Source organism: Flavobacteriaceae bacterium (assembly GCA_003443635.1).
Classification (GTDB): domain Bacteria; phylum Bacteroidota; class Bacteroidia; order Flavobacteriales; family Flavobacteriaceae; genus AU392.
Genome location: CP031964.1, coordinates 3294359 through 3320278 on the forward strand (window position 1 = coordinate 3294359; position 25920 = coordinate 3320278).

The 25920-nt window shown below is 30.5% G+C and carries 28 protein-coding genes; 13 read left to right on the plus strand and 15 right to left on the minus strand.

The features are described from left to right. Window positions 1-9: 9 nt before the first annotated feature. Together D1817_15090 and D1817_15095 are read right to left on the minus strand one after the other, a co-directional pair. Window positions 10-1593, minus strand: a complete 1584-nt coding sequence (locus D1817_15090) for an aldehyde dehydrogenase (NADP(+)) (protein AXT21140.1) — start codon at window positions 1591-1593, stop codon at window positions 10-12. A 76-nt stretch (window positions 1594-1669) separates the two neighbouring features. Beyond that, window positions 1670-2626: a dihydrodipicolinate synthase family protein gene (locus tag D1817_15095; GenBank protein AXT21312.1), complete on the minus strand. Its 957-nt coding sequence runs from the start codon at window positions 2624-2626 to the stop codon at window positions 1670-1672. Between the two features lie 188 nt (window positions 2627-2814). Between D1817_15095 and D1817_15100 the strand changes: the two genes are divergently transcribed. Then, window positions 2815-3666: an AraC family transcriptional regulator gene (locus D1817_15100; GenBank protein ID AXT21141.1), complete on the plus strand. Its 852-nt coding sequence runs from the start codon at window positions 2815-2817 to the stop codon at window positions 3664-3666. Between the two features lie 9 nt (window positions 3667-3675). On the opposite strand, the gene D1817_15105 is transcribed toward D1817_15100, so the two are convergent. From D1817_15105 to ruvC, 4 genes are read right to left on the minus strand one after another with little or no spacing between them, the layout of a single operon-like run. Continuing rightward, window positions 3676-4065 (minus strand): MmcQ/YjbR family DNA-binding protein, encoded by a 390-nt coding sequence (locus D1817_15105; protein ID AXT21142.1) that lies wholly within the window; start codon window positions 4063-4065, stop codon window positions 3676-3678. 3 nt (window positions 4066-4068) lie between these two features. Further along, on the minus strand, window positions 4069-4827 hold the full coding sequence (locus D1817_15110) for a cyclase family protein (protein ID AXT21143.1): 759 nt from the start codon (window positions 4825-4827) through the stop codon (window positions 4069-4071). Window positions 4828-4840: 13 nt separating this feature from the next. Further along, window positions 4841-5968: a radical SAM family heme chaperone HemW gene (gene hemW / locus D1817_15115; protein AXT21144.1), complete on the minus strand. Its 1128-nt coding sequence runs from the start codon at window positions 5966-5968 to the stop codon at window positions 4841-4843. A 27-nt stretch (window positions 5969-5995) separates the two neighbouring features. Next, window positions 5996-6550, minus strand: a complete 555-nt coding sequence (gene ruvC, locus D1817_15120; GenBank protein ID AXT21145.1) for a crossover junction endodeoxyribonuclease RuvC — start codon at window positions 6548-6550, stop codon at window positions 5996-5998. A gap of 68 nt (window positions 6551-6618) precedes the next feature. On the opposite strand from ruvC, the gene D1817_15125 reads away from it, so the two are divergent. Genes D1817_15125 through D1817_15135 form a run of 3 tightly spaced genes read left to right on the plus strand, consistent with a single transcriptional unit; the run spans window position 6619 to window position 9655 of the window. Continuing rightward, window positions 6619-7599: a hypothetical protein gene (locus D1817_15125; GenBank protein ID AXT21146.1), complete on the plus strand. Its 981-nt coding sequence runs from the start codon at window positions 6619-6621 to the stop codon at window positions 7597-7599. 6 nt (window positions 7600-7605) lie between these two features. Further along, window positions 7606-8733 carry a glycosyltransferase gene (locus D1817_15130; protein AXT21147.1) on the plus strand — a complete coding sequence of 376 codons (1128 nt, stop codon included), beginning with the start codon at window positions 7606-7608 and terminating at the stop codon, window positions 8731-8733. A 49-nt stretch (window positions 8734-8782) separates the two neighbouring features. Beyond that, complete coding sequence (locus D1817_15135; protein ID AXT21148.1) at window positions 8783-9655, plus strand: hypothetical protein; 873 nt, start codon at window positions 8783-8785, stop codon at window positions 9653-9655. Here D1817_15135 and D1817_15140 read toward each other — a convergent pair whose 3' ends face one another. The 4 genes from D1817_15140 to D1817_15155 form a co-directional block, all read right to left on the minus strand. Then, window positions 9656-10132 carry a hypothetical protein gene (locus tag D1817_15140; GenBank protein ID AXT21149.1) on the minus strand — a complete coding sequence of 159 codons (477 nt, stop codon included), beginning with the start codon at window positions 10130-10132 and terminating at the stop codon, window positions 9656-9658. A 62-nt stretch (window positions 10133-10194) separates the two neighbouring features. Further along, entirely contained in the window at window positions 10195-11355 is a 1161-nt protein-coding gene (locus tag D1817_15145) for a hypothetical protein (protein AXT21150.1), read from the minus strand. Next, a complete protein-coding gene (locus tag D1817_15150; protein AXT21313.1) occupies window positions 11348-12160 on the minus strand; it encodes a hypothetical protein in 813 nt (270 codons plus the stop codon). The genes D1817_15145 and D1817_15150 overlap by 8 nt, the downstream gene beginning before the upstream one ends. 770 nt (window positions 12161-12930) lie before the next feature. Then, window positions 12931-13290, minus strand: coding sequence for a BlaI/MecI/CopY family transcriptional regulator (locus D1817_15155; protein AXT21151.1), 360 nt, complete (start codon window positions 13288-13290; stop codon window positions 12931-12933). A 190-nt stretch (window positions 13291-13480) separates the two neighbouring features. Between D1817_15155 and D1817_15160 the strand changes: the two genes are divergently transcribed. After that, window positions 13481-13978 (plus strand): DUF456 domain-containing protein, encoded by a 498-nt coding sequence (locus D1817_15160; GenBank protein AXT21152.1) that lies wholly within the window; start codon window positions 13481-13483, stop codon window positions 13976-13978. Between the two features lie 269 nt (window positions 13979-14247). Here D1817_15160 and D1817_15165 read toward each other — a convergent pair whose 3' ends face one another. The 5 genes from D1817_15165 to D1817_15185 all read right to left on the minus strand — a co-directional run bounded on the left by D1817_15165 (window position 14248) and on the right by D1817_15185 (window position 19804). Then, window positions 14248-14919, minus strand: a complete 672-nt coding sequence (locus D1817_15165; GenBank protein AXT21153.1) for a DNA-binding response regulator — start codon at window positions 14917-14919, stop codon at window positions 14248-14250. Window positions 14920-14926: 7 nt separating this feature from the next. Further along, a complete protein-coding gene (locus D1817_15170) occupies window positions 14927-16954 on the minus strand; it encodes a two-component sensor histidine kinase (GenBank protein AXT21154.1) in 2028 nt (675 codons plus the stop codon). 834 nt (window positions 16955-17788) lie between these two features. Next, window positions 17789-18262 carry a hypothetical protein gene (locus D1817_15175; protein ID AXT21155.1) on the minus strand — a complete coding sequence of 158 codons (474 nt, stop codon included), beginning with the start codon at window positions 18260-18262 and terminating at the stop codon, window positions 17789-17791. A 39-nt stretch (window positions 18263-18301) separates the two neighbouring features. Continuing rightward, window positions 18302-18655: a nuclear transport factor 2 family protein gene (locus tag D1817_15180; GenBank protein AXT21156.1), complete on the minus strand. Its 354-nt coding sequence runs from the start codon at window positions 18653-18655 to the stop codon at window positions 18302-18304. A gap of 111 nt (window positions 18656-18766) precedes the next feature. Next, window positions 18767-19804 (minus strand): AraC family transcriptional regulator, encoded by a 1038-nt coding sequence (locus D1817_15185; GenBank protein AXT21157.1) that lies wholly within the window; start codon window positions 19802-19804, stop codon window positions 18767-18769. Window positions 19805-19898: 94 nt separating this feature from the next. Here D1817_15185 and D1817_15190 point away from each other — a divergent pair, with 94 nt between their 5' ends. From D1817_15190 to moaA, 8 genes are all read left to right on the plus strand, one after another. Continuing rightward, complete coding sequence (locus D1817_15190; GenBank protein AXT21158.1) at window positions 19899-21080, plus strand: molybdopterin molybdenumtransferase MoeA; 1182 nt, start codon at window positions 19899-19901, stop codon at window positions 21078-21080. An 8-nt stretch (window positions 21081-21088) separates the two neighbouring features. Next, window positions 21089-21427, plus strand: coding sequence for a LysR family transcriptional regulator (locus tag D1817_15195; GenBank protein ID AXT21159.1), 339 nt, complete (start codon window positions 21089-21091; stop codon window positions 21425-21427). A 30-nt stretch (window positions 21428-21457) separates the two neighbouring features. After that, entirely contained in the window at window positions 21458-22039 is a 582-nt protein-coding gene (locus D1817_15200) for a molybdenum cofactor guanylyltransferase (GenBank protein ID AXT21160.1), read from the plus strand. Continuing rightward, on the plus strand, window positions 22036-22269 hold the full coding sequence (locus D1817_15205) for a MoaD/ThiS family protein (GenBank protein ID AXT21161.1): 234 nt from the start codon (window positions 22036-22038) through the stop codon (window positions 22267-22269). Before D1817_15200 ends, D1817_15205 begins: the two co-directional genes overlap by 4 nt. 12 nt (window positions 22270-22281) lie before the next feature. Then, window positions 22282-23358: a molybdopterin-synthase adenylyltransferase MoeB gene (gene moeB, locus D1817_15210; protein ID AXT21162.1), complete on the plus strand. Its 1077-nt coding sequence runs from the start codon at window positions 22282-22284 to the stop codon at window positions 23356-23358. Between the two features lie 26 nt (window positions 23359-23384). Next, window positions 23385-23813 (plus strand): molybdenum cofactor biosynthesis protein MoaE, encoded by a 429-nt coding sequence (locus D1817_15215; GenBank protein AXT21314.1) that lies wholly within the window; start codon window positions 23385-23387, stop codon window positions 23811-23813. A gap of 142 nt (window positions 23814-23955) precedes the next feature. Next, the gene (locus D1817_15220; GenBank protein ID AXT21163.1) at window positions 23956-24867 is read left to right on the plus strand and encodes a bifunctional molybdenum cofactor biosynthesis protein MoaC/MoaB; all 912 of its coding nucleotides are present in this window, start codon (window positions 23956-23958) and stop codon (window positions 24865-24867) included. Continuing rightward, the gene (gene moaA / locus D1817_15225) at window positions 24867-25874 is read left to right on the plus strand and encodes a GTP 3',8-cyclase MoaA (protein ID AXT21164.1); all 1008 of its coding nucleotides are present in this window, start codon (window positions 24867-24869) and stop codon (window positions 25872-25874) included. The genes D1817_15220 and moaA overlap by 1 nt, the downstream gene beginning before the upstream one ends. Window positions 25875-25920: the final 46 nt, after the last annotated feature.

Consider the following 25920-nt stretch of genomic DNA (forward strand, 5'->3'; position numbering starts at 1 on the left):
CAACCAATTTTAAATTTTACCTCTTGTTTCTGTATTATCTACTAGTCTTAAAATATGTAATGGGTTTTCATTTTTAAGTGCATCAGGTAATAATTCATTTGGCCAATTTTGATAACTAAATGGCCGTACCCAACGCTTTATTGAATCTACCCCTACAGCTGTAAATCTGGAATCTGTTGATGCCGGATATGGACCTCCATGTTGCATCGACGGACATACTTCTACCCCTGTTGGCACTCCATTAAAAATAATACGTCCTACCCTGTTTTGTAAAGCAGAAATAATAGTTCTATTAGCATTAATATCATCACCATTACCTATAACAGTCCCTGTTAATTGGCCTTCCAAGTGATTTATCACTTCTTCTAACTGAGTTTCATCATTACATTCCACAACCAATGAAAATGGTCCAAATACCTCCTGATGTAATGCTTTATTGGCAATAAAATCCGAACCTTTTACTTTGGTCACGGCTTGCTGTGCATAATTGGATTGTACTGCAGTATCATAATCTGCTATTACATCTAATTCAGGCTGCACAATTGTTTTTGCTTTATTGGTTTGATATGCATTATTTATATTAGGGTGTAACATGCATGTGGGCTCTATCTTTGATATTTCTTCTCCCAATTCTGCTATGAATGCTGTTAATTCATCACTTCTAACTCCTAATAACAATCCTGGATTGGTGCAAAACTGACCTGATCCTAATGTAATTGATCCGGCATATATTTTTGCCCAATCAGATCCTTTTTCTTTTAAGGCTTCGGGTAATAAAACTACAGGGTTTATACTTCCCATCTCTGCAAAAACGGGAATGGGCTCCGGACGTTGTGATGCCAAATCAAACAATGCTCTACCCCCTCTAATACTTCCTGTAAATCCTACGCCTTTAACTTCCGGATTCTGTACTAATTTTTGACCAACTTCAATGCCACTACTGTTTATATTAGAAAATACCCCATTAGGCATTCCTGTTTTCTCAGCAGCTTTTATTATTGCTGATGCTACTAATTCTCCTGTTCCAGCATGCATAGGGTGTGATTTTACAATAACCGGACATCCTGCAGCCAAAGCAGCTGCCGTATCACCTCCTGCAGTTGAAAATGCTAATGGAAAATTAGATGCTCCAAATACTACCACTGGTCCTAACGGGATTAACATTTTTCGTAAATCTGCCTTTGGTAAAGGCTGGCGTTCTGGTTGAGCAGTATCTATACTGGCTCCTACCCAGGATCCTTCTGTAATATGTGCTGCAAATGCTCTCAGCTGACCTACGGTTCTCCCTCTTTCCCCTTGTGCTCTGCCTGCCGGCAAACCGCTTTCAGAAGTATACGTCTCTATCAATACATCCCCTAAAGCTTCTATTTCATCAGCGATTGCATTTAAAAATTCTGCTTTCTTTTGTCCGGATAATTCCTGGTACTCTTTAAATGCTTTCGATGCTAAAACTGCAGCTTGATCTATTTCATCAGATGTAGCTTCTACAAAAGTTGTTACATTCTCAATATTTAACTGAGGGTTAAATGTCTTATATGTTTCTGTTCCTTCAGCTTTAAGTTGATTTCCGATATAATTTTTTCCTGTAATCATCCTTTACTTATTTTTTAAATGTTTTTTTCAAATTTACTTGTTTGTAAGCTATTTCTTTTTTAATAATTTGAAAGGCTTAACCTATTAAGTCCAGAGTTTCAAGTCTTTCTTTTGCCAGGATATATCTTGCACGGACATCATCAATTTGCTGTTGCGTTAATTTCTTACCAAAGGTACGAAGCCCGCCATCGGCATCATTATGATGAATTCCAAAAGCAAACTTAAGATATTCTAGAAGCAACGGCTGAGCATCCAGATACGATATAGAATTCATAGCTTGAGAAATTTTGTTCGCCTCGGCCCATTCTTCATTTAAAACATACTCCTGCATCGTAACACTAGCTTTAGGGAAGATACAACCTACACCTGTAATTCCACCACATGCTCCGGCTAGTCCTGCATGTACCGTTACGGTGTCGACACCTGCCAAAACTTTTAAATCTTTGTTCGCTAACATCATCGTTTCAATAATAGAAACATCTATGGTCGATATTTTTAGCGCAGTTACATTAGGAAGAGTAGCAAGCTTTAGAAGAAGCTCAGTTGAGAGCGCATGGTAACCAGCTGCATCAGGATTGTTGTAAGGCATAATAGTTACACCTGCAGCTCTTGCAGTAGCTTCAGCAAGCTCGTAGTACGCATACATTTCTTCGTCAGAAGGAAGCGCCTTAGTTTTTGGAGGCATTACCATAACGGTATCAACACCAGCCGCCGCTAATCCTTCAACGATTGTAGCTAGTTCTTCTTTCGTTTCTGCTGCTGCTCCACTGATTAATGGAACATTATATTCTTTAGCAACCTCAGAAAGGGATTTAAGCAAAGAAACGCGTTGCTCAGAGCTTAGATAGCTATTCTCACCTAGCGTACCAGAACCGACCAATCCGCTCATTCTGCTTCCGCCCAATCCTTGAACTTTTAAAATACCTGCAGCGTATTCTTTTGTTTTTTCAAGGTCAATTTCAACGGTACCTGATTGTGACTCTTTTAGCCATGTAAACACGGCTGGCATTACGCCATTCCATTGTAAACTCATCTTTATATTTTTTTGTAAAGTTACTTCTAGATGTCTTAATTTTGATAATCTCTTTTTATCCATTATATGTACTATATTATCTTATATATTAATTTTAACATTATTTATGAATAGTATTTGCGTAATTTTATAATTCTTATTTTTATTGTTGGAATATTAGTATAGGAGATTATTTACAGATTAGATAGATGAAAGTATTACCTTTTATAATCCCAAAGCCCGAACAAGCTGCTCTTGTATATCAAGAGGATCATGAACTTGTATTTTATGATAAGTTTCATCAGCATGAGGAGATTCAGATCAGTTTAATTGTTGAAGGAGAAGGCACATTAATAGTTGGAGATACTATTAATTATTATAAGGCAGGAGATGTTTTAGTTATAGGTAGTAATTTGCCTCATGTTTTTAAAAGTGATCTTAAAAAAGAAAAGAAGTCACATATGCTTACTTTATTTTTTACAGAAGATGCTTTTGGAAATGATTTTTTTAAGTTAGAGGAATTAAAAGAATTGCTTCCTTTTTTTAAAAGAGCTTCTCACGGTTTTAAAATTAGTACTCCTAAGAAAGACTTGAATAACTTATTTTTAAAACTTAAAAGTGCATCAAAGCTAGCTCAATTTATTTTGCTTTTAGAAATCTTAAAAATAGTTTCTAAACAGTCTTACAAAAGTTTATCGTCATTCATTTACGAAAAAAAATACAATGATCTTGAGGGCAAGCGCATGCGTGACGTAATGGAGTATACCATGAACAATTTTCACAAAGACATCACACTTGATAAAATTGCAACAATAGCCGCCATGACAAAAAATGCTTTTTGTAAGTATTTTAAAAAGCGAACCAATAAAACTTATTTTAGGTTTTTAAACGAATTAAAAATTGAGAGTGCTTGCAAACTACTTTTGGCTAACGAAGATTATACTATATCTGAGATTGCAGATAAATCAGGTTTTAATAATATTTCTAATTTCAACAGGCAATTTAAATCTTTTAAACGAATTAGTCCAAAAGCATTCAAAAAAAATAATGTGATTAACTAATAAAAATGTTTATTTATTTAAAGCTTCTCTTATTTTTTTAGGCATTCCTTTAACAACCATATCATAAGAATGATCTATTAATTGTAATAAAAATTGATTAGATACATCTTTATTATTCTCAACTGTATTCCAATGTTTTGTATTAACAAATTTTGCATCAGCTTTTCTTCCCATTTGAAATCCACCATGTATACCATCATACGATTCTCTGAGTTCTAATGCCCATTGAGGGTCAAATTTTAAAACAACAATTTCTTGATTTCTTTCCCAGCGGTCTAAAGGGATTAGTATAAACATTTTGTTCATGACTTTAAAAACCAAAGTGTCATTATCAAAAGGAAGTTCTTCTGTAACTTTCTGTTTTTTTAAACAATAATCCCTTAACGCTTCAATAGTCATAAACTATGTTTTTTCGATTATGCCATATAAAATTGGTTTACTAGGGCTTGCATCATTATGAAAAGGTGCTATTTGTAAATTCAATATATAAGTTCCGTCTTTTATCGTATTTGACACAAAAATAAATTCTGTAATTGTAGCTTCAAACCTAATTTTTCCTGCAGTATTCCAAAAAGCATTATGCGCCAAAAGTTTACCATCATCTTTTTCTTTATCTATACTAGGCAAGTCAATTAGTAAGTGTTTTATTCCTAATTCTTTTAAATATATTACAGCTTCTTCTAATAAATAAGGTGGATTGGTGTTAGAATACTGACGCTTAAGTTTATCTTCAGTATTTGGGAGCGTTCGAATAATAATAGCTTCTGGATGATGATTGTTTTTTAAAGCTAATTCCAATTGTTTTTTAGTAATTACAAAATCATTTTTTAGTTTTCCAGGAGCAATGGTAACTAGTTCTGCAAAGAAAACAAATTGTTTTAAACTATCATTTACAGAATAAAACTCTTTTGTAATATGTCCTACACATTCTGTATGTGTTCCGTGAGAGTGTGGGCTAAATTTTATAGAATTAAAATTAACAGCAGCTCCTTTTTTAACTTTCCCTACCCAACTTCCTATTCGTATAGGTTTAATTTTTGGCTTCCCTACATACCAAGCACTCACATTATCTTTAGAGCGTTTTAAAGTCATAGAAATATCTATAGGTTTAGATAAATCAATATGGTATTCTTTTTTGTTGTATTCGATGGTAGCCTGCATATTCCAAAGATAATTAAATCTTAAACAATTCTGAAGCGATTCCGTCTGCTAAAAATTTCCCTTTTTTAGTAGTAGTTAATACTTGTGAGTTTGAAATTTTCAATAAACCTTGCTGTATAAATATTTCAGCTGAAACCAGTAAATGAGTTTTTAAATCTAATCCAAAATTTGATTCAACTTTTTCTAAAGATATCCCCCAAATAGTTCGCAATCCTGTCATTATATATTCGTTATAACGATCATTATTTGACAAGGTTTCTATAGTAAGGGGTAAATTATTTTTCTGAATGGACTGAATATATTTTGTATTGTTAGCTATATTCCAACTGCGTTGCTTACCATTAAATGAATGTGCAGAAGGACCAATACCTAAATACTCTTTCCCTTGCCAATATGATGTATTATGTCGTGATAAGTAATCAGGTTTTCCAAAATTTGAAATTTCGTAATGTATAAACTCTTTTTCTTCGGTTGCTTTAACTAAATGATTAAAATGCGCTAATGCTAGATCTTCATCCATTTGTGGGTATTCACCTTTTTTAATAAAGCGATCTAATGCTGTTTTAGGTTCTACGGTTAAAGCATAACTGGAGATATGATTAACTCCAAAACTAAAAGCCGTGTGCAAATTCTCATTCCATTTTTCTAAACTCATATTAGGAATACCATAAATCAAATCGATTGTTATATTATCAAAAAATTGTGTTGTTAACTCTAAACATTGTTTTGCTTCTTGAGCATTATGTGCTCTATTCATACTTTTCAAATCATCTTCAAAAAACGATTGTATCCCAATACTCAATCTATTAATAGGCGTATTTGATAAATTGTGTATTTGTTTAGTAGTTAAGTCATCAGGATTTGCTTCTAAAGTAATTTCAGGTTTATGGATGACAGTATAATTTTTATAGATATTATCAATCAATAATTGCAATTCATCAATCGATAATACACTTGGTGTTCCGCCACCAAAATATATAGTTTCTACAATTTCATTTTTTAGCTCATCTTTACGTAATTCAAGTTCTTTCACCAAAGCTTGAATTAATTCATCTTTCTTTTTTAGGGATGTCGAAAAATGAAAATCGCAATAATGGCATGCTTGTTTACAAAACGGGATATGAATATAAATTCCTGAGATGGCTTAAAAATTTAAATTAATGAGTTACTATTTCTTAATTCGTTTTTCATTTTGTTTTACAAAACTCTCCCAGCCTGTATAACTTTTACCAATAGTAACTTTTCCTGAATTATAAAAATGACATACCGCGGCTGCTAACCCATCTGTAGCATCTAAGTTTTTTGGCAATGTTTTTAATCCTAATAAACTTTGAAGCATCTTGGCAACTTGTTCTTTACTTGCATTCCCGTTTCCAGTAATGGCCATTTTAATTTTTTTAGGCAGATATTCTGTAATTGGAATTTGTCTGGATAAGCCTGCTGCCATTGCTACACCTTGTGCTCGCCCTAACTTTAACATACTCTGTACATTTTTACCAAAAAAAGGCGCCTCAATAGCAATTTCGTCTGGGTGATGTGTATCGATTAGCTCAATAGTGCGCTCAAAAATGAGTTTTAACTTTAGGTAATGATCACTATATTTTGATAAATTGAGTTCGTTAAGTTGAATGAATTGCATTTGCTTACTCACCACTTTTATAAGTCCAAAACCCATAATAGTTGTTCCTGGATCTATTCCTAATATAATTCGCTCCTTATTCATTAATTAATTGCTATATACACAATAATAATCTTACTTTGTAAAGCCTTCAAAATCTAAGGCTAGATTATATGTTTACTGGTTGGTCTCACAAAACTAAGCAATTCTTTTTTACGCTTATTAAAGTAAGCATTGTAATTGGTGCATGCTATTTTATTTATCAAAAATTATATAATAATGAAGATTTAAGTTTTTATGATGTTAGTCAGTTTTTAATTAGAAATGATATGTTTTCGCTTAAAAATGCTCTTTTTTTATTGATTTTAACTAGTTTTAATTGGTTTTTAGAGATTTTAAAATGGCAAAATTTAATCACTTCTTTTAAGTTTATTTCGTTTTCTGAAGCATTTAAACAAACTTTAGCGGCTCATACTGCAGCTATTTTTACACCAAACCGAATAGGTGATTATGGTGTAAAAGCGATGTATTATAAACAATCACTCAGGAAACGCATATTATTACTTAATTTAATTGGGAGTTTAGCACAAATGGGAACGACTATTGTTTTTGGAATTGTAGGTTTATTATTATTTATTTCCAAATATGATATAGCAATTTCAAATCAAAACATTTTTATATGTATTAGCAGTATTATTGTAATTGGTATTTTGATGTTTTTTATTCGAAAATCACTTCAGGTTAAAGGCGTATTTTTATCTAAAATTATAACGTTTACAACATCTATAAAAAAAGCTATTCATTTAAAAAATGAGATACTATCCATATTTAGATATCTTATTTTTTCTTTTCAATATTATTATTTATTAATATTATTTGGAGTAGACATTACTTATTTTGAAGCTATGACTGTTATTAGTTCAATGTATTTGTTATCATCTATAATTCCTACTATTTTTATTTTTGATGCAGTTATAAAAGGGAGTGTTGCTTTATATCTGTTTAGTTTTTTAGGAGTTAATGAATTTATTATCTTGAGTATTACTACTTGTATGTGGCTATTAAATTTTGCTCTACCAACTGTTTTCGGAACCTTTTTTGTTTTGACCTTTAAGTCTACAAAGGTTTTTAACAAAGCTATTAATATAAAATAGTAAGCTATGCTCTTTGTATTTTCAGGTGTTACTTTCTTCTATTTATTTCTAATTATAAGTTTAATTGTTGGCTTTAATAAGGTAACTCCATTTACCACTAGTTCTTTTAATTCAAAAACTTATTTCTCTATAATTATTCCGTTTAGAAATGAGGCTGCAGTTTTACAAAATTTATTGGTTTCACTTAATCATTTACAATATCCTAAAGAGGATTTTGAAATTTTATTAATTAATGATAATTCTACTGACAATTCTGTCGAAATTATTGAGCATTTTAAAAAAGAGAATCCCAAATTAAACATTACTATTTTAAAAAATAAAAGGCTTAGTAATGCTCCTAAAAAAGATGCTATTACTACGGCTGTTTCCATTGCAAAATACAGTTGGATTATTACTACAGATGCCGATTGTGAGTTTTCTTCACAATGGTTAAAAACCGTAGATAATTTTATACAGCAACAATCTCCAAAAATGATTATTGCTCCTGTTATATATAATTCTAATAATTCATTTTTAAAATTATTTCAAGCTTTAGATTTTTTAAGTCTACAAAGTGCTACTATTGGTAGTTTTGGACTTAAGCGTCCTTTTTTATGTAATGGTGCTAATTTTATTTATCAGAAAGAATTATTTACAAATCTTAATGGATTTGAAGGGAATACAAAAATTGCAAGTGGTGACGATATTTTTTTAATGGAAAAAGCAATTACTAAGCATCCTAACGATGTATTATATTTAAAATCTACAGATGCTATAGTAAGTACAATACCTCAGCCTGATTTTAAATCTTTATTATATCAGCGTATGCGTTGGGCTGCAAAAACTTCGGCATATCATAATGTTTTTGGAAAACTTGTTGGATTACTCATATTTTTAATGAATGGAGTTGTTATAATCGGTTTGTGTTTTTCTATTGTCGGGATCTTAAATTGGTTTATGCTTGCTTATATGCTTGCCATAAAATTTATAATAGATTATATTTTCATCTATAAATCTGCAAAACTATTTAAGCAAATTCCTTATTTAATTGCCTACCCAATAAGTGCTATTTTGTATCCTTTTTTTAGTGTATTAGTGGTAATTCTGACTGTGTTTTTAGATTATAAATGGAAAGGGCGCTTCTTTAAAAAATGAAGTCTAGTTAATTTTTTATAATTTTACATAGACCCAAAATCTATTTCTTATGAAAAAGCACATTATTTTAATCGTATTTGCTGTATTTTCAATTAGCTTTTTATCTTCTCAAGAATATTATACTGTAAATGGAAAAAGCTTAGAATTAAAAACTGAAGCTAAAGGTACTATTGACTTACTTTGGAATATTATAGATCGTCAATATCGTTATTTTGTTAGAAAAAATGATATCATTACCGAGTTAACAAATACAAAAGGAAATACTAAAAAATTTAAAGAAGAATACAAAGTTGTATTACAACAATTAAGTTCAGATCAAAATTTAGATATAAGTAAAGTCAATTTTACTTTAACTAGCTTAAGGCGCTTTATAAATAAATATAATTTAGCAACTAATACTAGTTATTCTGCTATACGTAATGATACAAAGCTTAAAACACAACTTTTATTATTTGGTGGTATTACCAATAATGTTTTTGTTGTAAATCCTAGTAATGTAGTTACTCCTTTTTTTGGAGCAGAAATCGAATTATTTACAGAGAATCGTTTCTCAAATCACGCAGCTTTTTTTAATGTTAGACATGTATTTGAACAAGATGATTTTGACTATTCCGAAACGCAATTGGCTTTAGGTTACCGTTATCGATTTATAAACACATCAAAATTTAATATTTATGGAAACGTAAATTTCCTTACTTATAGTTATGTCGACACAACTGTACAACTGGAAGAAAATATGTTTACAGAGCGTTTAAGTGATGGAAATATTGATTTCCCTTTTATTATTGGCTTAGGTGCAGATATAAAATTAAGCTCAAAGAGTTTTATAACTTTAGCTTACAATGAGATTTTTGCTTTATTTGAAGAGAGTTCTGATAACTTTCCTATAGACTTTGCGATAGGTATAAAGTTTGCTCTATAGTTAGTTTACTTTAACTACTACTGGGAGTTTAAATTCTGTTTTTACTTCTTGACCTCTTTTTATGGCAGGGAGTATTTTGGGCAGGTCATTTAAACTATTTTCTAACAATTTATTAATATTAGGGACTTGGGCTTTGGTTAAGCTATCACTTTGTATCTGTTGAATGCTAATTGCTCCTGTCTCAGAAATTAAAAATTTAATGAGAATAGTATCGTTAATTGTTTCTGTTACCACAACTACTTTTTTATTCAAATAGGTTGTAATGTGTTTAGTAATTGTATTTTGAAAACATTGTTTTCTTTCAATTTTAGTTGAAGCAGAGCTGCAAGAAGAAAAATTTGGATATTCATCAACTTCGCTCCAATTAAAAGTCTTTAACTCTTCATTAATGATATCTTCGGGATACACCTTTTTCTTATCGAAATAATCGCAAGATGATATGCACAAGAATATGAGAATAAGTTTTAGATACTTCATCAATTAAAACTAAAACTGAAAAGTAATTTTTTTGAGATCGAAAAACAAGTTTAGATCTGTTTTTAATCTTCTATCTTAAGAAACTTCTCTTCTTTTAATTTACTTAATTTACTCTGAGCAAAAGTTAAATATCTTGATTTGGGGAATTTTTTTATAAACTCTTCGTAAGCCTTAATTTTTGCATCAACATCTTCATAGTATACTTCTTTTAACAATACTAATCTAAAATAGGTGAAAGCGTTTCTAGGGTTTTCTTTAATTGCAATCTGCAAAACCTCAATGGCTTCTTTATATTTTTTCTGACTACTATATACCCCAGCCAATTTTAAGTACTCTCCATCCAAAGGTCTATCTAATATTTCTATTGCTGCTTTCATATATTTTTCAGCATTTTTATAATCATCTTCATTATTGTACAATAGTGCTTGTTGCTCGTAAGCTTGACCCAAAGCAAACATGTTTTCAGGACTTTTAGGATCTAGATTTAATGCTAAAACACCATACTCTATAGCTTTTTCAAAATTATAAACCTTTATATAAATCTCTCTTAGTTTTTCGTAAACAAATAGTGTTCTTTCATCTAATTCTACTAGTTTTTCAAACCATTTTATAGATTTATGATAATCTTCTTTCCAATAAAAATTTTGTGCTTTTAAACTTATTAATTCTTTATTATTTGCATATGATTTTAGTCCAATATCAATAAAATCATCTACTGTTTTATGATGTCTTTTAATTAAATGATGCTTAGCAATTCTAAATATTGCTTTCTGATGTGTACTGTCTAAACGAAATGCTTTTAAAAACCGATCTTGAGTTGTAGAGTCTTTTAATTTCTCTAGAACCAAACCAAGTTCGTAATGGTAATTAGGATTGAGGCTATCTGTAACTACAAGCGTATAAAAAACATCCGAAGCTGCTTTATATTGTTTGATCTTGTTTAGCAGTTTAGCATATTCAAATTTAAATAATGTATTATCAGGATTTGCTTTAACACTATATTCATAATTTAATAAAGCTTTATCATAATTTCCTAATGCGATATAGGCTTTTGCTATTTTATCATAAACATCTGCTTTATTCGTATGATCTTGATACGCTTCAATAGATTTTGAATAGTAACCTTTAGCATACAAGTCGTTTCCAAGTTCTAAAGCCGAAGACTGAGCTTCGGCTTTATATAACGTAATTAATAATATAAAAAGTATTATGTATTTAATCATGTATTTGAAAAATTATTGGTAAAGCATAAGGTACAATTACATTTTCACCTTGATGCTTACCTGGTTTCATTTTTGGTAACGACTCGATCACACGTTCTGCTTCTTCTTCAAGTTCTAGATGTGGTGCTCTTGATCTAATTTCTGTAATATTACCGTTTTCATCAATCTTAAAAAAGACATGAATCTTTTGCCTTCCAGATAACCCTAGTTTTTTTCCTAAATTAAGATTAAAATTTTTATTTACATGAGATGCTATTTTATTTGATAAACATTTTCGCTGAGCTTCTTTATCTAAACCTTCACATCCAGGAAAAACAGGAACTCTATCTATTTTTGCAAAAGGTACTTCATCTTCTTCATAAGACTCTGTTTCTAATTTTTCTTTAGAGTTTTCATTTTTAAAATCTGCAAATCCTAAATAATAAATCAACCCTTTATCTTCTTCTTTAAATCCTTCCAATTTATTATAACCATCAGGAACTTGTTCACTTGTATTATGTATTGTATGACTTATTCTATCAGGGCTAATTGTAACCCATTTCACATAATTTGGGTTAGCTCTTAAAAAAACATTCATTTTTTCATCATTCTCTTTAAACGGTGCCATTAATTCATCTATGTTATTACGGGATTCACTATTAATTAGAACTGAAAAATTAAGCTCACTAATAGTAGCCAGTATCTCCTCTTCTTCTAATACAGTTTCTTTTTCACAAGAAGTATATAATAACATTCCAAACACCATAGGGATTAGTAATGCGTATTTAAATTTTAAAATTTGGTTTGACTTTGTTTTACTTAACATGGTAATCCGGTTTTTAATTAATGATTGTTTAAAAAATGTATTTGTAAAAGAGAAGTTTTTTGTTTCAAAAACTTGAGATAATAAATTTTGATAATACTCTGCTTTACCTTGTAATTCTATTGCTTTTGCATCTGCAGTATATTCATGCAATGCTGTCATTTTTTTTTGATATAAATAAATTAAAGGGTTAAACCAGAATACAATTCGTAATACTTCAAAAAACAACAAATCGAAAGTATGCTTGTGTTTTACATGAACTATTTCATGGTTTAGAATAGTAGATTTATCCTCTGTTTTAATAAACTCTCCTAAAAATATGTAATGAAAAAACGAAAATGCAGCATTACTATTTATAAGTTTTACAATTAGTAAATCCCCTTTCCATTGTGTCGGATTTTTATAAACTAAAAACAACAATCTAACAAGTTTATATATAAAGATTACTGCTGTGATCACTATTCCTACATAAAATAACAGTTCCCAACTAAAAGTGAATCCAGTTGTAGTGTTATTTACATTTGATAGTGGACCTGTAAGTTCTATAGACTGCTCTCCTAAAAGCACTTCAGGTAGTGCGATAACAAATTGTTCTGGAATTACAGATTTAAAACTATCTACTTTTATAAACGGAAGGATTATAGATAAAGCAGCAGTAGACAATAAATACACCCTGTTCCAATTAAAAAAAGTTTCTTTTTTCAAGAACACATCATACACTATCAAGAAAAATAATTGAAATGCGATGGTTTGTAATATATAATGCAACATAACTATTCTTTTTTATTGATTTCTTTTAAAATAGATTCTAACTCATTTAAACTAATATCATTTTTCTTAGCAAAAAAAGACACCATACTTTTAAATGAACCTTGAAAATAGTTATCTACCAATTTGTTGATTGACTGATTACTATATTCTTGTTTTTGTATCACAGGAAAATATATATGTCCTTTTCCTTGTTTTTCGTAATCCACAAACCCCTTACTCTCTAATATGCGTACAATAGTGGATACTGTATTATAGGCAGGTTTAGGTTCTGGAAATTCAGATATAATTGCTTTTACATTGGCTTTTTTTAGTTGCCATAAAATTTGCATAATATCCTCTTCTGCTTTAGTTAATTGCTTCATATTATTTCCCAATTAGATTGGTAATATTTTTAGTTAAACATCTATTTATGAGATACTGAAACAAGTTCAGTATAGCAAAATGAATCGTAATTCATTTTGCTAATATAACTAAATAATTAGTTTAAACTAATTATTTAGTTTAAAAATGTAACATTTAACATTTCTATGCGTCCAACAATTAAATTCTAAAATGGATATCCTCTTAATTTTTGTGGCAGCTTTATTTATGATTCTTGGTATCATAGGAAGCTTTTTACCAATTCTTCCTGGGCCTATAACCAGTTGGGTAGGGTTACTTATACTTCATTTTACAGAAGCTATTCCAATGAATTGGACTTTTCTTGGTATTACTTTGGTTATAGCTATTATTATATGGATTCTGGATTATATTATCCCAGCCATGGGTACCAAAAAATTTGGTGGCTCCAAATACGGTATGATTGGTACTTCTGTAGGTTTAGTTGTAGGTTTACTATCTCCAATTCCTGGAGGTATTATTATAGGTCCATTTTTTGGTGCATTTGCTGGAGAGCTAATTAATAAAGCTGATTCTCAAAAAGCTTTAAAAGCAGCATTTGGTTCTTTTCTAGGGTTTTTAACATCTACACTATTAAAGTTTATTACAGCGCTAATTTATTTAGGTTTATTTATTGGAAAAGTAAGTGATTACAGTGGGGTAATTTTTTAAAAAGTAAAGCCCTACAACTTTACATTATGCGCTTATGCTTAGTTATAGGACCTTAGAATGAATTGCTATTAATTCAACAATTAAATTAGAGGGATTAATTAATTTACTGTTGATGTTATAACAAATATAACTTTACAAATTGATTTTCTTTTGCGGTTATAACTCCAAATTGGTAAGGTAAAACCGTACTTTTTAGGTTTTACTACTATTTCGAGAAGTTTTAAAATTTAAAGTTTAACGTATTTAAATAAGAAAAGTATGTCTTTTATTTAAATAAAGCCCTTCTCTTTAGCCTCTTTTAACAAGGTTTCGTCCTTGCCATCTTCAATAGAGAACAATAATTTAAGCTGTTTTTTTCGTTTTTCTATACCACTCATAGACAAACCTACATGGTTTGTTAAACTCTTTGTTTTTATACCCTGAGACAACAAGTACAATATTTTCCTGCTAATATCATCCAGTTGTATATTGGTCGTTACAGAAGCTCTTAAAAAGTTAATTACTGTAACACTATAATAAGGTGGCTTTGTTTGGATTTGCTGAAAAGCATCAGCCAATTCACGAGAGGTTAAGTCACTCTTAATTAAAAAGCCTTCAGGGTTAATTTCTTTTATAATATTGTGTACTCGATACGATTCATTAAACATCGTAAGGATTATAATTTTTGCTTTTGGTAAATACTGTCTTGCTATTTTAGCAAGGTCAATACCAGAAGTTATTAATCCGTCTTTAGATGGAGGCAAGCTAATATCGAAGAAAATCATATCGTAAGGGATAGAACCTCCTGAGCTTTTAATCATTTCGTTAGCCAAGTCACAATTAGTAGCAATATCTATTTGCAATTCCTGATCTGCTGCCTTTGTTGCTTGTAATGTATTTTTATAGCCTTCAATGATCATAGGGTGATCATCGACCATTAATATTTTTAATTTTTGTGCCATTAAGTTACTAATTAAGGGGGATTGTTATAGTTATAATTGTACCTTCATTAATCACCGAGTCTATATTAACTTTCCCTCCAAAGTCTTTTACTCTTGCATTAATGTTTTTTATTCCTATTCCTTTCTTAGCTTTTTCTGTATTAAATCCAATACCATCATCTCCAACAGTTACTAAAATTACACCTTTTTTTAATTGAAACCCAATATTTATGTAACTAGCTTTTGCATGTTTATAAATATTTTGCATAGTTTCTTGTAACATTCTGTAAATGTGAATTTTATTTTTATTGGTAACCTCATCCCAATTTATATGGGTATCATCAGTAAAATGATATTCTAACCCATAAGCTTGAGTTTGGGTCTCGATAAGTGTTTTTACAATATCTATAAAACTGGTACCTACAATAAAATCTGCATTTAAATCGTGAGAAATTTTTCTGATCTCCTGCTCTATGGTTTGTAACTCGTTAATATATTTTTCTCTGTTTTTTACAGCATCATCTGTATGCACCATATTTAAACTATCTAAACTTAAGCGTGTCCCGAATAGACGCCCTAAAATACCATCGTGTAACTCTTGGGAGATTCGTTTTTTCTCTACGGTACGCCCTTCCTCAATTTTATCTTGTTGTACCAACATTAAGTTATAAATCTCTTCATTTGCTTGCTGTTGGGTTTGTGCAAATTTTAATTCTCTATTTTTATTACGTTGCGTAATCACCACATAAACTAAGGCAAGCAAAGCAAATAACCCAATTGAGAGTATTAAAAATAATAAACGTTCTTTAGAGAGAGTGGCATTATCTGCTTCTAACTTATCTGTTTCATAGTCTATTCTTACAAATTTATCTCGATAAGCACGTTCTCTTTGCAATAAACTATCACTTAACACTCTATGTTCATTAAGATATTCTATCCCTTCATCTCCTCCTTTAATTCGTGACATTAATATTAAAGATTCTAAAAGTGTTTCATTAGAGTTAAGCTCTCTAGCTAACTTTAAAGCTTGATTATTATAATAAAATGCTGAATCTTTTTCATTTTTACTTAAAAAATATTCTGCTAAACTATTACTAATCCCCATAGTATTAACTTGATCTTGAATACTATCATTTAACCTATAAGATTCTTTTAATAATTCATAAACTTCTATACTATTATCATTTTTATTAATTAATCTAGTATAAGCTAAATTATTTAGAATTTTTATATATGTACTAGGATTAAATTCAAATAAGTTTTCGTCTTTTAATAATTCATTATAAAGAGAAATTGATTTGTCATATTCTCCATTTTTTTTGAAAGCTCTGGACAAATTTAAGTTAGTAGATAAATTGTAATAATAATTATCAGAGATTTTATTACTATATTTTAAAGATTTATTGTGATATTCTAATGCTCTCTCAAAATCTCGCAATTCCAATGATATAAACCCAATTAAATTATGTAAAGACCATAATGTATCTAGATTGTTTTCGGTTTCTGGAAGTTTTTCTATTAATTTAATAGCTTCAAAAGCATTAATTTCTGCACCTATATAATCACGTTCAGACTCTTGAATATGTGCCATATTTAATAGAACTTCTCCTTGATTTCTATTATCTTTTAATTTACTATATAATTTAACTGCGTTAGAATAATAAAAATAAGAGCTATCATTTTTTGCTTCGGTAGAATAAAACCATCCTAAGTTATTATTTGCTGAAGCTAGCGCAACTGTATCATTTAACTTCTCAGAAAGCTCTAAGTTTATAAAATTTACTTTACCAAATTCTTTATAATTCTGCTGATTTAAGTGCAACCTTGCCAAATTTCGATAACTTCTTAATACAATTGAATCTTCGTTTGTCCTTTTAGAAAACTCAACCGCACTTTCTGCATAAGAAAGTGCTAATATTTTTGATAAACCTTTATCTCTTGACAGCTGTATTAGAATGGATATAGTGTCTGACTCTTTATTAATAGATCTATTTTGTCCAAGTAGAAAACAGCTTTTTAAAAGTAGTATTAAAATTAATTTTGTTTTGATCTGCATTAGAGAATTAGTATTATTCTCAAATTTATAATATTTTGTTATAGAAAAAAATTAATTAAAATATCTTCAATACATAAAAAGGTCTATAGTTAAAAAACTATAGACCTTTTTATGTATTCTTAACACGTAAATTATCTAAGAATCTTGTTGACTAGGCAATTTCATCTTTCCATTCTTTAAATCATTTGCAACTTCAATTTCATTTTTATCAATTTGATAAGTATCATCAATTTGTGGTTTAACATCATAAGTACTTCCAGATACAGTTAAACAAAATACGACTAGTAATAATAAAGCTTTTAGGGTTTTCATAATATTAGATTTTAGTTGTTATACAATTTGTGTGTTTATTAATGTTTTGGGTACATTAATAGCTTTTAGAAATTGCGAGGGAGCACAACGGACTAATATTTATAAAACACCAATAGGCGAGTTATTTTTTAATTTAAAAATGAGGGAATCCAATTCTTTATAAAAAAATTGAATATTAGGGAATGGATTAATAATTACCTTTAAAAAGCATTTGTAATTCTTGGGGCTTAAGAAAGGACTGTAAACTTATCTCTAAGTCGTACAAGGTTATTCAAATAATCGATGAAATACATAAAAATACGATTAAAAACATTTATATATATATTTTCTTACCTATAATGTGCATTTATTAACACCTTATCAACAATACAACTATTGCTTTTTTTTAATTCTTAAGTTACTGTTTATGAGCTACAATGAGCTTTTTTAATTAAAATTTAAAAAAGCTCATTTATATCAAAAAAAGAGTTATTGAATATACTTTCAATAACTCTTATAAACCAACGAACGGAAATGTCGATTTTAATTGTACGTCTTACTCAACTTCTCCCAGTTCTTATCTGCCACCGATACTAACTTATTATGATTCTTCTCTGCTAACCATAATTGTTGTGCATCTAATTCTAAAGTGTATAGGTATAAGAAGTATTTACCATCTTTTACAATAAACTTATTTGGGTCTGGTCTGAACTTCGCTCCTGCATACGTCCCAAAGGCACAGAATCCTCCATACTGGGGTACATATCTCGCCGGGTTCTTATCAAATGCTTTCTTCTGATCTGCCGATGTGAAGTAGTATGATATCTTCTTGTATTCTGATTTAAATTGTTGCTTCCCTTTTTGTGCTATTCCTAAATCTAAATACGATACCGGGCTATATCCTTGTAATGCGATATTACTATTGTCTATATTATTTGCTTTCTTGTCTTGTGCAAATACGGTTGTGCTTACTACTAAAGCTAACCCCAAAATTGTTGTTTTTATTAAATTCTTCATCTCTTTTTATTTACTTTATTATTTTCCTTGTTGTTTTTATTACTCTGCGTTAAAGTATTCTTCTTGTACGACTTCTCCGTTTTCATTCCATACTCTTCGAATGATCTCATGCCAGTAGATCTTACTGTCATCTTTCATGTTAAAGTCAAATGTGAATTCTGAAGCGGATACATTTCCGTCTACGATAGTGTGATGATGGGTAATGCCATTTACTGCTGCTATTGCACCTGCAAAGCCTTCCATCTTTTCGATCATCGCTTGCTTTCCTACAGTTCCACCGCCACCATAGTCTGATGTGTTAGCGTCTTCTGCAAAAAATTGCTTTACGGCATCTACTATTGCGCCTTGTGATACAATAGCATCCATTTTTGTTGCCTGGTCTTTGATATTCATCTTTATTATCTTTTTAGTGATTAAACAAATTTTGTTTTGTAATTACACCGCAAAGATCAATGAGAATAATTCCTTATTTGATACAAAAAACACGCAAAATATTGCACTATTTTATTTTAAGAAAGTCGTTGGAGGAGCTCCAACATAATGAGAGAAAAATGAAGTAAAATGATTGGGTTCGTCAAAGCCTAACTGAAACGCAACATCCTTAACCTGTTCGTTTTCTTTAAGCATTTGTTTGGCGCTATGAATAATTTCACTACGAATTAATTGCCCGAGTGACACACTCATTTTTTGTTTTACTTTTTTAGAAAGCGCTTTAACACTCATATTCATTTTATCTGCGTAAAACTGCAAAGAATGCTCTTCTTTATGAAACGTCTTTAAGAGGTCAATAATATTTTGAGAAAACAGATCTCGATTTTCATAATCAAAATTTTCTCTAAATTCTTTTGGAGTTTGCCCTAGCGAGTTTTTAAAAACACGGTTAAAATAAGCAGGATCTTTAAACCCTTTATCGTATGCTATTTCTTTAATACTTTTATTTGAGAAAGCCACATCTTTCTGACTCTCAATAAGTAGTTTTTGATGTATTAGCTTATTAACGGTAACACCTAATTTATCTTTTACTAAAGATTGAACATTAAAATTATTTGTAGTTATAGCATTTACAAGCTTAGCACTATTAATATTATTAGAATACTCCTGGTCGATAATATCTTTTACATCAAAAATAATTTGATACTCGTCCTTGTCTGCATGGAAAGGGTTTTGCCAGTACCATTGCTCGGTAGAAACATCAATAATATTACTAGCTTCAGGGTTAAATACACTTTGCGACAAAAACTGTTGGCAGTCAAAACATTCGTTAAAATCAATATAGCCTAAAGAAATAAGGTGTTTAAATAATATTCTGACATCTTTAGATCTGAACATTATTTCATCAGGAAAATCGATAAAACGAACAACAAAATCATCCGACAAAAACTTTATATACTGGCCTTTCTCTAAATATATAGCTTTATCCTTCCAGTTATGATAGTTTTTAAAATCAACTTGAATATTACCCGATCCCTCAAGAATATGAATCAGAGTATATTTATTAATAAAATATACCTTATTAATTTCGGCATTTATTTTATTGACCATAAATAATGGTTGGTTATCTTTTTATTTTAAACGCAAAGTTAACATTTTTATAAAAAAGAAGTCGTTATATTTGTAAAGATATAACGATTATTTTATGATTTCTGTAAACGAAGCATTAACTATATTAGAGCAAAACACGTTTAAATTACAAGGGTTTAAAAATATACCTGTAGTAGATGCTTTGGGATATGTTTTAGCTGAAGATGTTATATCTCCAATTAATATGCCTCCATTTAAACAATCTGCTGTTGATGGTTATGCACTTTGTATACACAATAACTTAGATTATAATCTTAAAGGCGAAGTAAAAGCTGGAGACAACTACAATCCAATATTAAATACTGGTGAAGCCATACGCATTTTCACAGGAGCTCCAGTTCCAGAAACAGCAAATGCTGTTGTAATGCAAGAAAAAGTAATGGCAACTGAAGAGGTATTACATTTAAAAGAAGCTATAAATCAAAATCAAAATATTCGCCCTCTTGGAGAACAAACAAAAAAAGGAGCAATTGCCTTAACCTCTGGCACACGTTTAACCTCGGCGGGCATTGCTTTTTTAACATCTCTAGGGATTACAGAAATTAAATGTTACGAAAAACCATCAATTGCAATAGTGGTTACAGGTAACGAATTAGTTTCTTCAGGGCAGCCTCTTAATTATGGACAAATTTACGAGAGCAATGCTACTATGTTGTTTTCAGCATTAAAAAGCTTAGGATATATTCATACAACAATTTATAAAGTAGATGATAACTATCAAAATACTGTAGATACATTGCAAAATGCGATTTCAAAAAATGATGTGATTTTAGTATCTGGCGGAATTTCTGTAGGAGATTACGATTTTGTTGGGAGTGCTTTAAAAGAATTACAGGTCGAGCAACTTTTTTATAAAGTAAAACAAAAGCCTGGAAAACCTTTGTTTTTTGGAAAAAAAGAAAATAAATATGTGTTCGCATTGCCAGGGAATCCTGCAGCAGCATTAAGTTGCTTTTATATTTATGTATACCCTACATTACAACGATTATCTGGAAATACTAATTTTGAGATAGCAAGGGTTAAGGCAAAGTCAACATTAACATATACTAAAAAAGGAGAGCGTGCTCAGTTTTTAAAAGCAACTTATAATGATGGTAATGTTACCATTTTAGAAGGTCAAAACTCATCGATGTTACACACATTTGCTATTGCAAATGCTTTGGCTTATATCCCTGAGGATCTTTATAATGTTAATATTGATGATCCCCTGGAAGCCATTATACTCCCTATAAACTAATACTAAATATGAACTACAAGATCAAAAGCAGAATTTGGATTGAAGCAGATGGAAACATATTGTTAGGAGAAGGTCGTGTACGCTTATTAAAAGCTATAGGCGAAACAGGTTCGCTTACTAAAGCAGCTAAATCTCTGGAGATGTCTTATAAAAAAGCTTGGGGATTGGTTGATGCTGTAAATAAGCGTGCTAAGGAGCCTGTAGTAGTGACGAGTACTGGTGGCAAAGGTGGCGGTGGCGCTGTGCTTACCACTCATGGGCAACATTTGGTAAATACTTTTGAAAACATTAATAAAAATTGTTGGCAGTTTTTAGATAATGAAGCTTTAAAAACTAATTTTTCATAAAAAAGATTTTCAATCAAATTGAAAAATAGCATGAAAGATAAAAAAGACATAACAGGTATAATTCTCGCAGGAGGACAAAGCTCAAGAATGGGAACCGATAAAGGGTTACTCCATTTTAAGAACAAACCTTTTATTTTATATAGTATTGAGGCTTTAACACCTTTGGTAAATGATATTATTATCGTAAGCAATAATCCTGATTATGATATTTTTAATCTCAATCGCGTTAACGACGCTATTGAAAATGCAGGGCCATTAGCAGGCTTATATTCTGGTTTATTGCATTCTAAAACGGAAGACAATTTGGTACTTAGTTGTGATGTCCCGCTAATAAACAGTACAGTTTTAAATATAATTGCTGATAATTTAGAGGATGAATTTGATGTTGTTCAGGTAGAAAGCAAAGGTAAATCAATGCCAATAATTGCCGCTTATAAAAAACGATGCATGTCTAAATGTTTAGCTTTATTAGATGATGGAGAACGACGTCTTCGCAATGCTGTAAAACAGTTTAAGACTAAGACTATTCCACTAGAATCTGACTTGCATTATTGCACAATGAATATTAACACACCAAATGAATTAGAAACCATTAAAATTATAAACGTGTGACCATAACTATTAAATATTTCGGATTGCTTTCAGAAGTCACTCAATGTAATGAAGAGGTTATAGAATGCACAAAAACTTCTATCTCGGGATTACTAAATATCCTTTTTAACAAGCACCCTGAGTTAAAACATAAAGATTTTCAAGTTGCTCAACATCAAGAAATAGCTTCAAAAGAAGATCTTATCTCTAGTAATGAAATTGCATTATTACCACCTTTTGCAGGTGGATAAATTAAATTATAAATGAATAGATATAGCAGACATATTTTGCTTCCAGAAATCGGACAATCTGGACAAAACAAAATCTCTAATGCCAAAGTGTTGGTTATTGGATCTGGTGGGTTAGGTTGTCCTATTCTACAGTATTTAACTGCAGCAGGAGTTGGCACTATCGGGATTGTTGATTTTGACAATGTGGATATCACCAACCTTCAACGTCAGGTTTTATTTGGCGAATCTTCTTTAGGTGATAATAAAGCATTAGCTGCAAAAAAGCAATTACAAGATTTAAACCCTACGATTACCATTAACGCATATCCTGAGAAATTAACTTCAGATAACGCTTTAAATTTGTGCAATCAGTATGATATTATTGTAGATGGCACCGATAATTTTTCAAGTCGTTATTTAATTAATGACAGTGCTATACTTACTGATAAGCCCCTAGTTTATGGAGCCATTTACAAATTTGAAGGACAAGTCTCTGTATTTAATTACAAAAATGGCCCAAGTTATCGTTGTTTGTTTCCAAATCCGCCACAAGAAGGCACTATGCTTAATTGTTCAGAAATTGGAGTTTTAGGAGTTTTACCGGGTATTATAGGAACAATGCAAGCAAATGAAGTGCTAAAAATCATTTTAGGTTTAGGCAATACTTTAAGTGGGCAATTACTTTGTTACAATGCTTTAAATAGCAGCACTACAACACTAAAACTAAAGCGATCAGGTTCCGAAATTAAAAAGGTTCTGGATCAAAAAGAGCAGTTCATTAACATTCATAAAAATGAAATCAATTGTGAATTACCTGTTCTTGAAATCTCTATTGAAGATGCGCTTCAAAAAGAACAGCTTCAATTTATAGATGTTCGTGAATTCCATGAACAACCTAAGTTAGACGACCATTTAAATCCAATTGAAATTCCGCTAAGTATACTTCACAATCATTTAGATAAAATAAATCAAGACTCAGAAGTTGTGGTATTCTGTCAGTCGGGAATTCGAAGTAAAAAAGCAATATCTATTTTACAGGAACACAATATAAAAAATTGTTATAGTTTAAAAGGAGGCGTATTTGCTTTCTTAGAACACACAAGTCATTAATTTTAAAGATTATGAGTGATAAAAAATTGAAAAACGTTTTTAAGCATGGTGCCATTCCAGCATCATTTATAGGTGAATCTATTGCAAAACATCAATCTAAAACAGGGATTGGTGCACATAATATTTTTTTAGGTCAAGTACGCGCAGATACCATTAATAATAAAACGGTTTCCGCAATTGAGTATACAGCTTATGAAGAGATGGCCAATACAAAGTTTGCAGAAGTACGTGAAGCTACTTTTGAGAAGTTTAATTTAACCTGTATGCACATCTATCATAGTTTAGGAACTGTAAAAACAGGTGAAATTTGCATGTTCGTTTTTGTATCCTCGCTAAGACGAAAAGAAGTTTTTAAAGCGATTGAATATGTAGTAAATGAAATAAAAGATAAAGTTCCTGTATTTGGAAAAGAGATTTTTGAAGATGAAACACATCAATGGAAGGTTAATAGTTGAATCATTTAATTGTTGAATCGTTTTTTGGATAAGAACTAATAAACAATATTATATTATGTCGCATATTTTCTCTTTTGAAAAATTAAATGCATTACGCAACTCCCAGTTAAACAACTAAACGAAAAAACGGATAAACATTATAATGGTAGACATTACACATAAAACTAATACTTTAAGAATTGCAACAGCTCAGGCAATTATAAAAGTTAGCAGCATAGAAACTATTCAGGCCATACAGAACAAAACTGTTCCTAAAGGAGATGTTTTTGCAATGAGTAAAGCTGCGGGGTTATTAGGTGTTAAAAAAACTCCTGATTTGCTCCCCGATTGCCATCCATTACCAATTGAATATACAGGAATTGAATATAATATTAACGATCTAGAAATTACTATACTATGTACAATTAAAACCATTTACAAAACTGGGGTTGAAGTTGAAGCGATGCACGGAGCTAGTGTAGTAGCATTAAATATGTATGATATGCTAAAACCGATAGATAAAGGTGTTGAGATTCATCATATAAAATTACTAGAAAAGAAAGGTGGTAAATCTGATTATAAAGATTCTTTTAGAAAAGACATTACTGCTGCTGTTATTGTATGTTCTGATACTATTTCTGCAGGTCAAAAAGAAGATAAAGCGGGAAAAGCGATTATTTCAAAATTAGAAGCTTGCGATGTTTCTATTTCAGATTATATTATTATTCCAGATGAAAAAGAGATCATTCAGAATAAAGCAAAATACTATCAAGAACAGAATATAGATTTAATTATTTATACTGGTGGCACAGGTTTATCAAAACGTGATGTTACTCCAGAAGCTCTAAAACCTATCTTGGATCGTAATATTCCTGGAATAGAAGAGGCGATTCGTAGTTATGGACAAGATCGTATTCCATATTCAATGTTATCCAGAAGTGTTGCAGGCACACTTAAAGATAGTTTAGTTTTGGCATTACCTGGGTCTACAAACGGCGCCAAAGAATCTATGGATTCTATTTTTCCTGCGGTGTTACATATTTTTAGAATTTTAAAAGGTGCAAGACACGATTAATGAAACAAAAAAGTCACATATTAACAGATACTTTTAAAAGAGCACATAGCTATTTGCGAATCTCATTAACAGAGCGTTGTAACTTGCGCTGCTCATATTGTATGCCTGCAGAAGGAATTCCGTTATCTCCAAAATCTCATCTCATGAACTTTGATGAAATTTATACCATTGCTAAAACTTTTGTCGGCCATGGAGTGACCAAGATCCGACTTACTGGTGGTGAACCTTTAGTTCGTAAAGATGCAGCAAAAATTATTGAAAGGTTAGCTAGCTTACCTGTAGAATTATCTATTACCACAAATGCAGTGACTGTAGATCGTTTTATTGATGTTTTTAAAGTCAACGGCATTAAAAATATTAATGTGAGCTTAGATTCTTTAAATGCAGAAAAATTTAAAGAGATTACTCGTAGAAGTTATTTCGAAAAAGTATACAACAACATCTTATTATTAGTTTCTGAAGGATTTAATGTAAAACTAAATGCAGTTTTAATGAAAGGGTTTAATGATAATGAAATCATTGATTTTATAAACTTCACAAAAGATAATACGATTAATGTACGATTTATTGAATTTATGCCTTTTGATGGCAATAAATGGGATTTAAAGAAGATGGTGTCCTATAAAGAAGTGATGAATTATGTTAGTGATACTTTTGAAAAGAAAGATATTATTCGCTTACAAGATACACCTAACGATACTTCTAAAAACTATAAAATAGAAGGTTACAAAGGTTCTTTTGCTATTATTAGTTCTGTGACTAATCCCTTTTGTGATAGCTGCAATCGTATTCGATTAACAGCTAATGGTCAATTAAAAAACTGTTTATTTTCTGCTACAGAATCTGATCTTCTAACGCCACTTCGTGAAGGAAAATCGATTGAGCCCATTATTCAAAAAGCCATACAAGCAAAATTTAAAATGCGTGGCGGAATGGATACTATAGAAAAATTACAAGAGCCAAAATTGCATTCAAAAAATAGAAGTATGATTACTATTGGAGGGTAGTTTAATTCATTTTATCGATTTTATTGATTTTCAATAAACAGAGAGA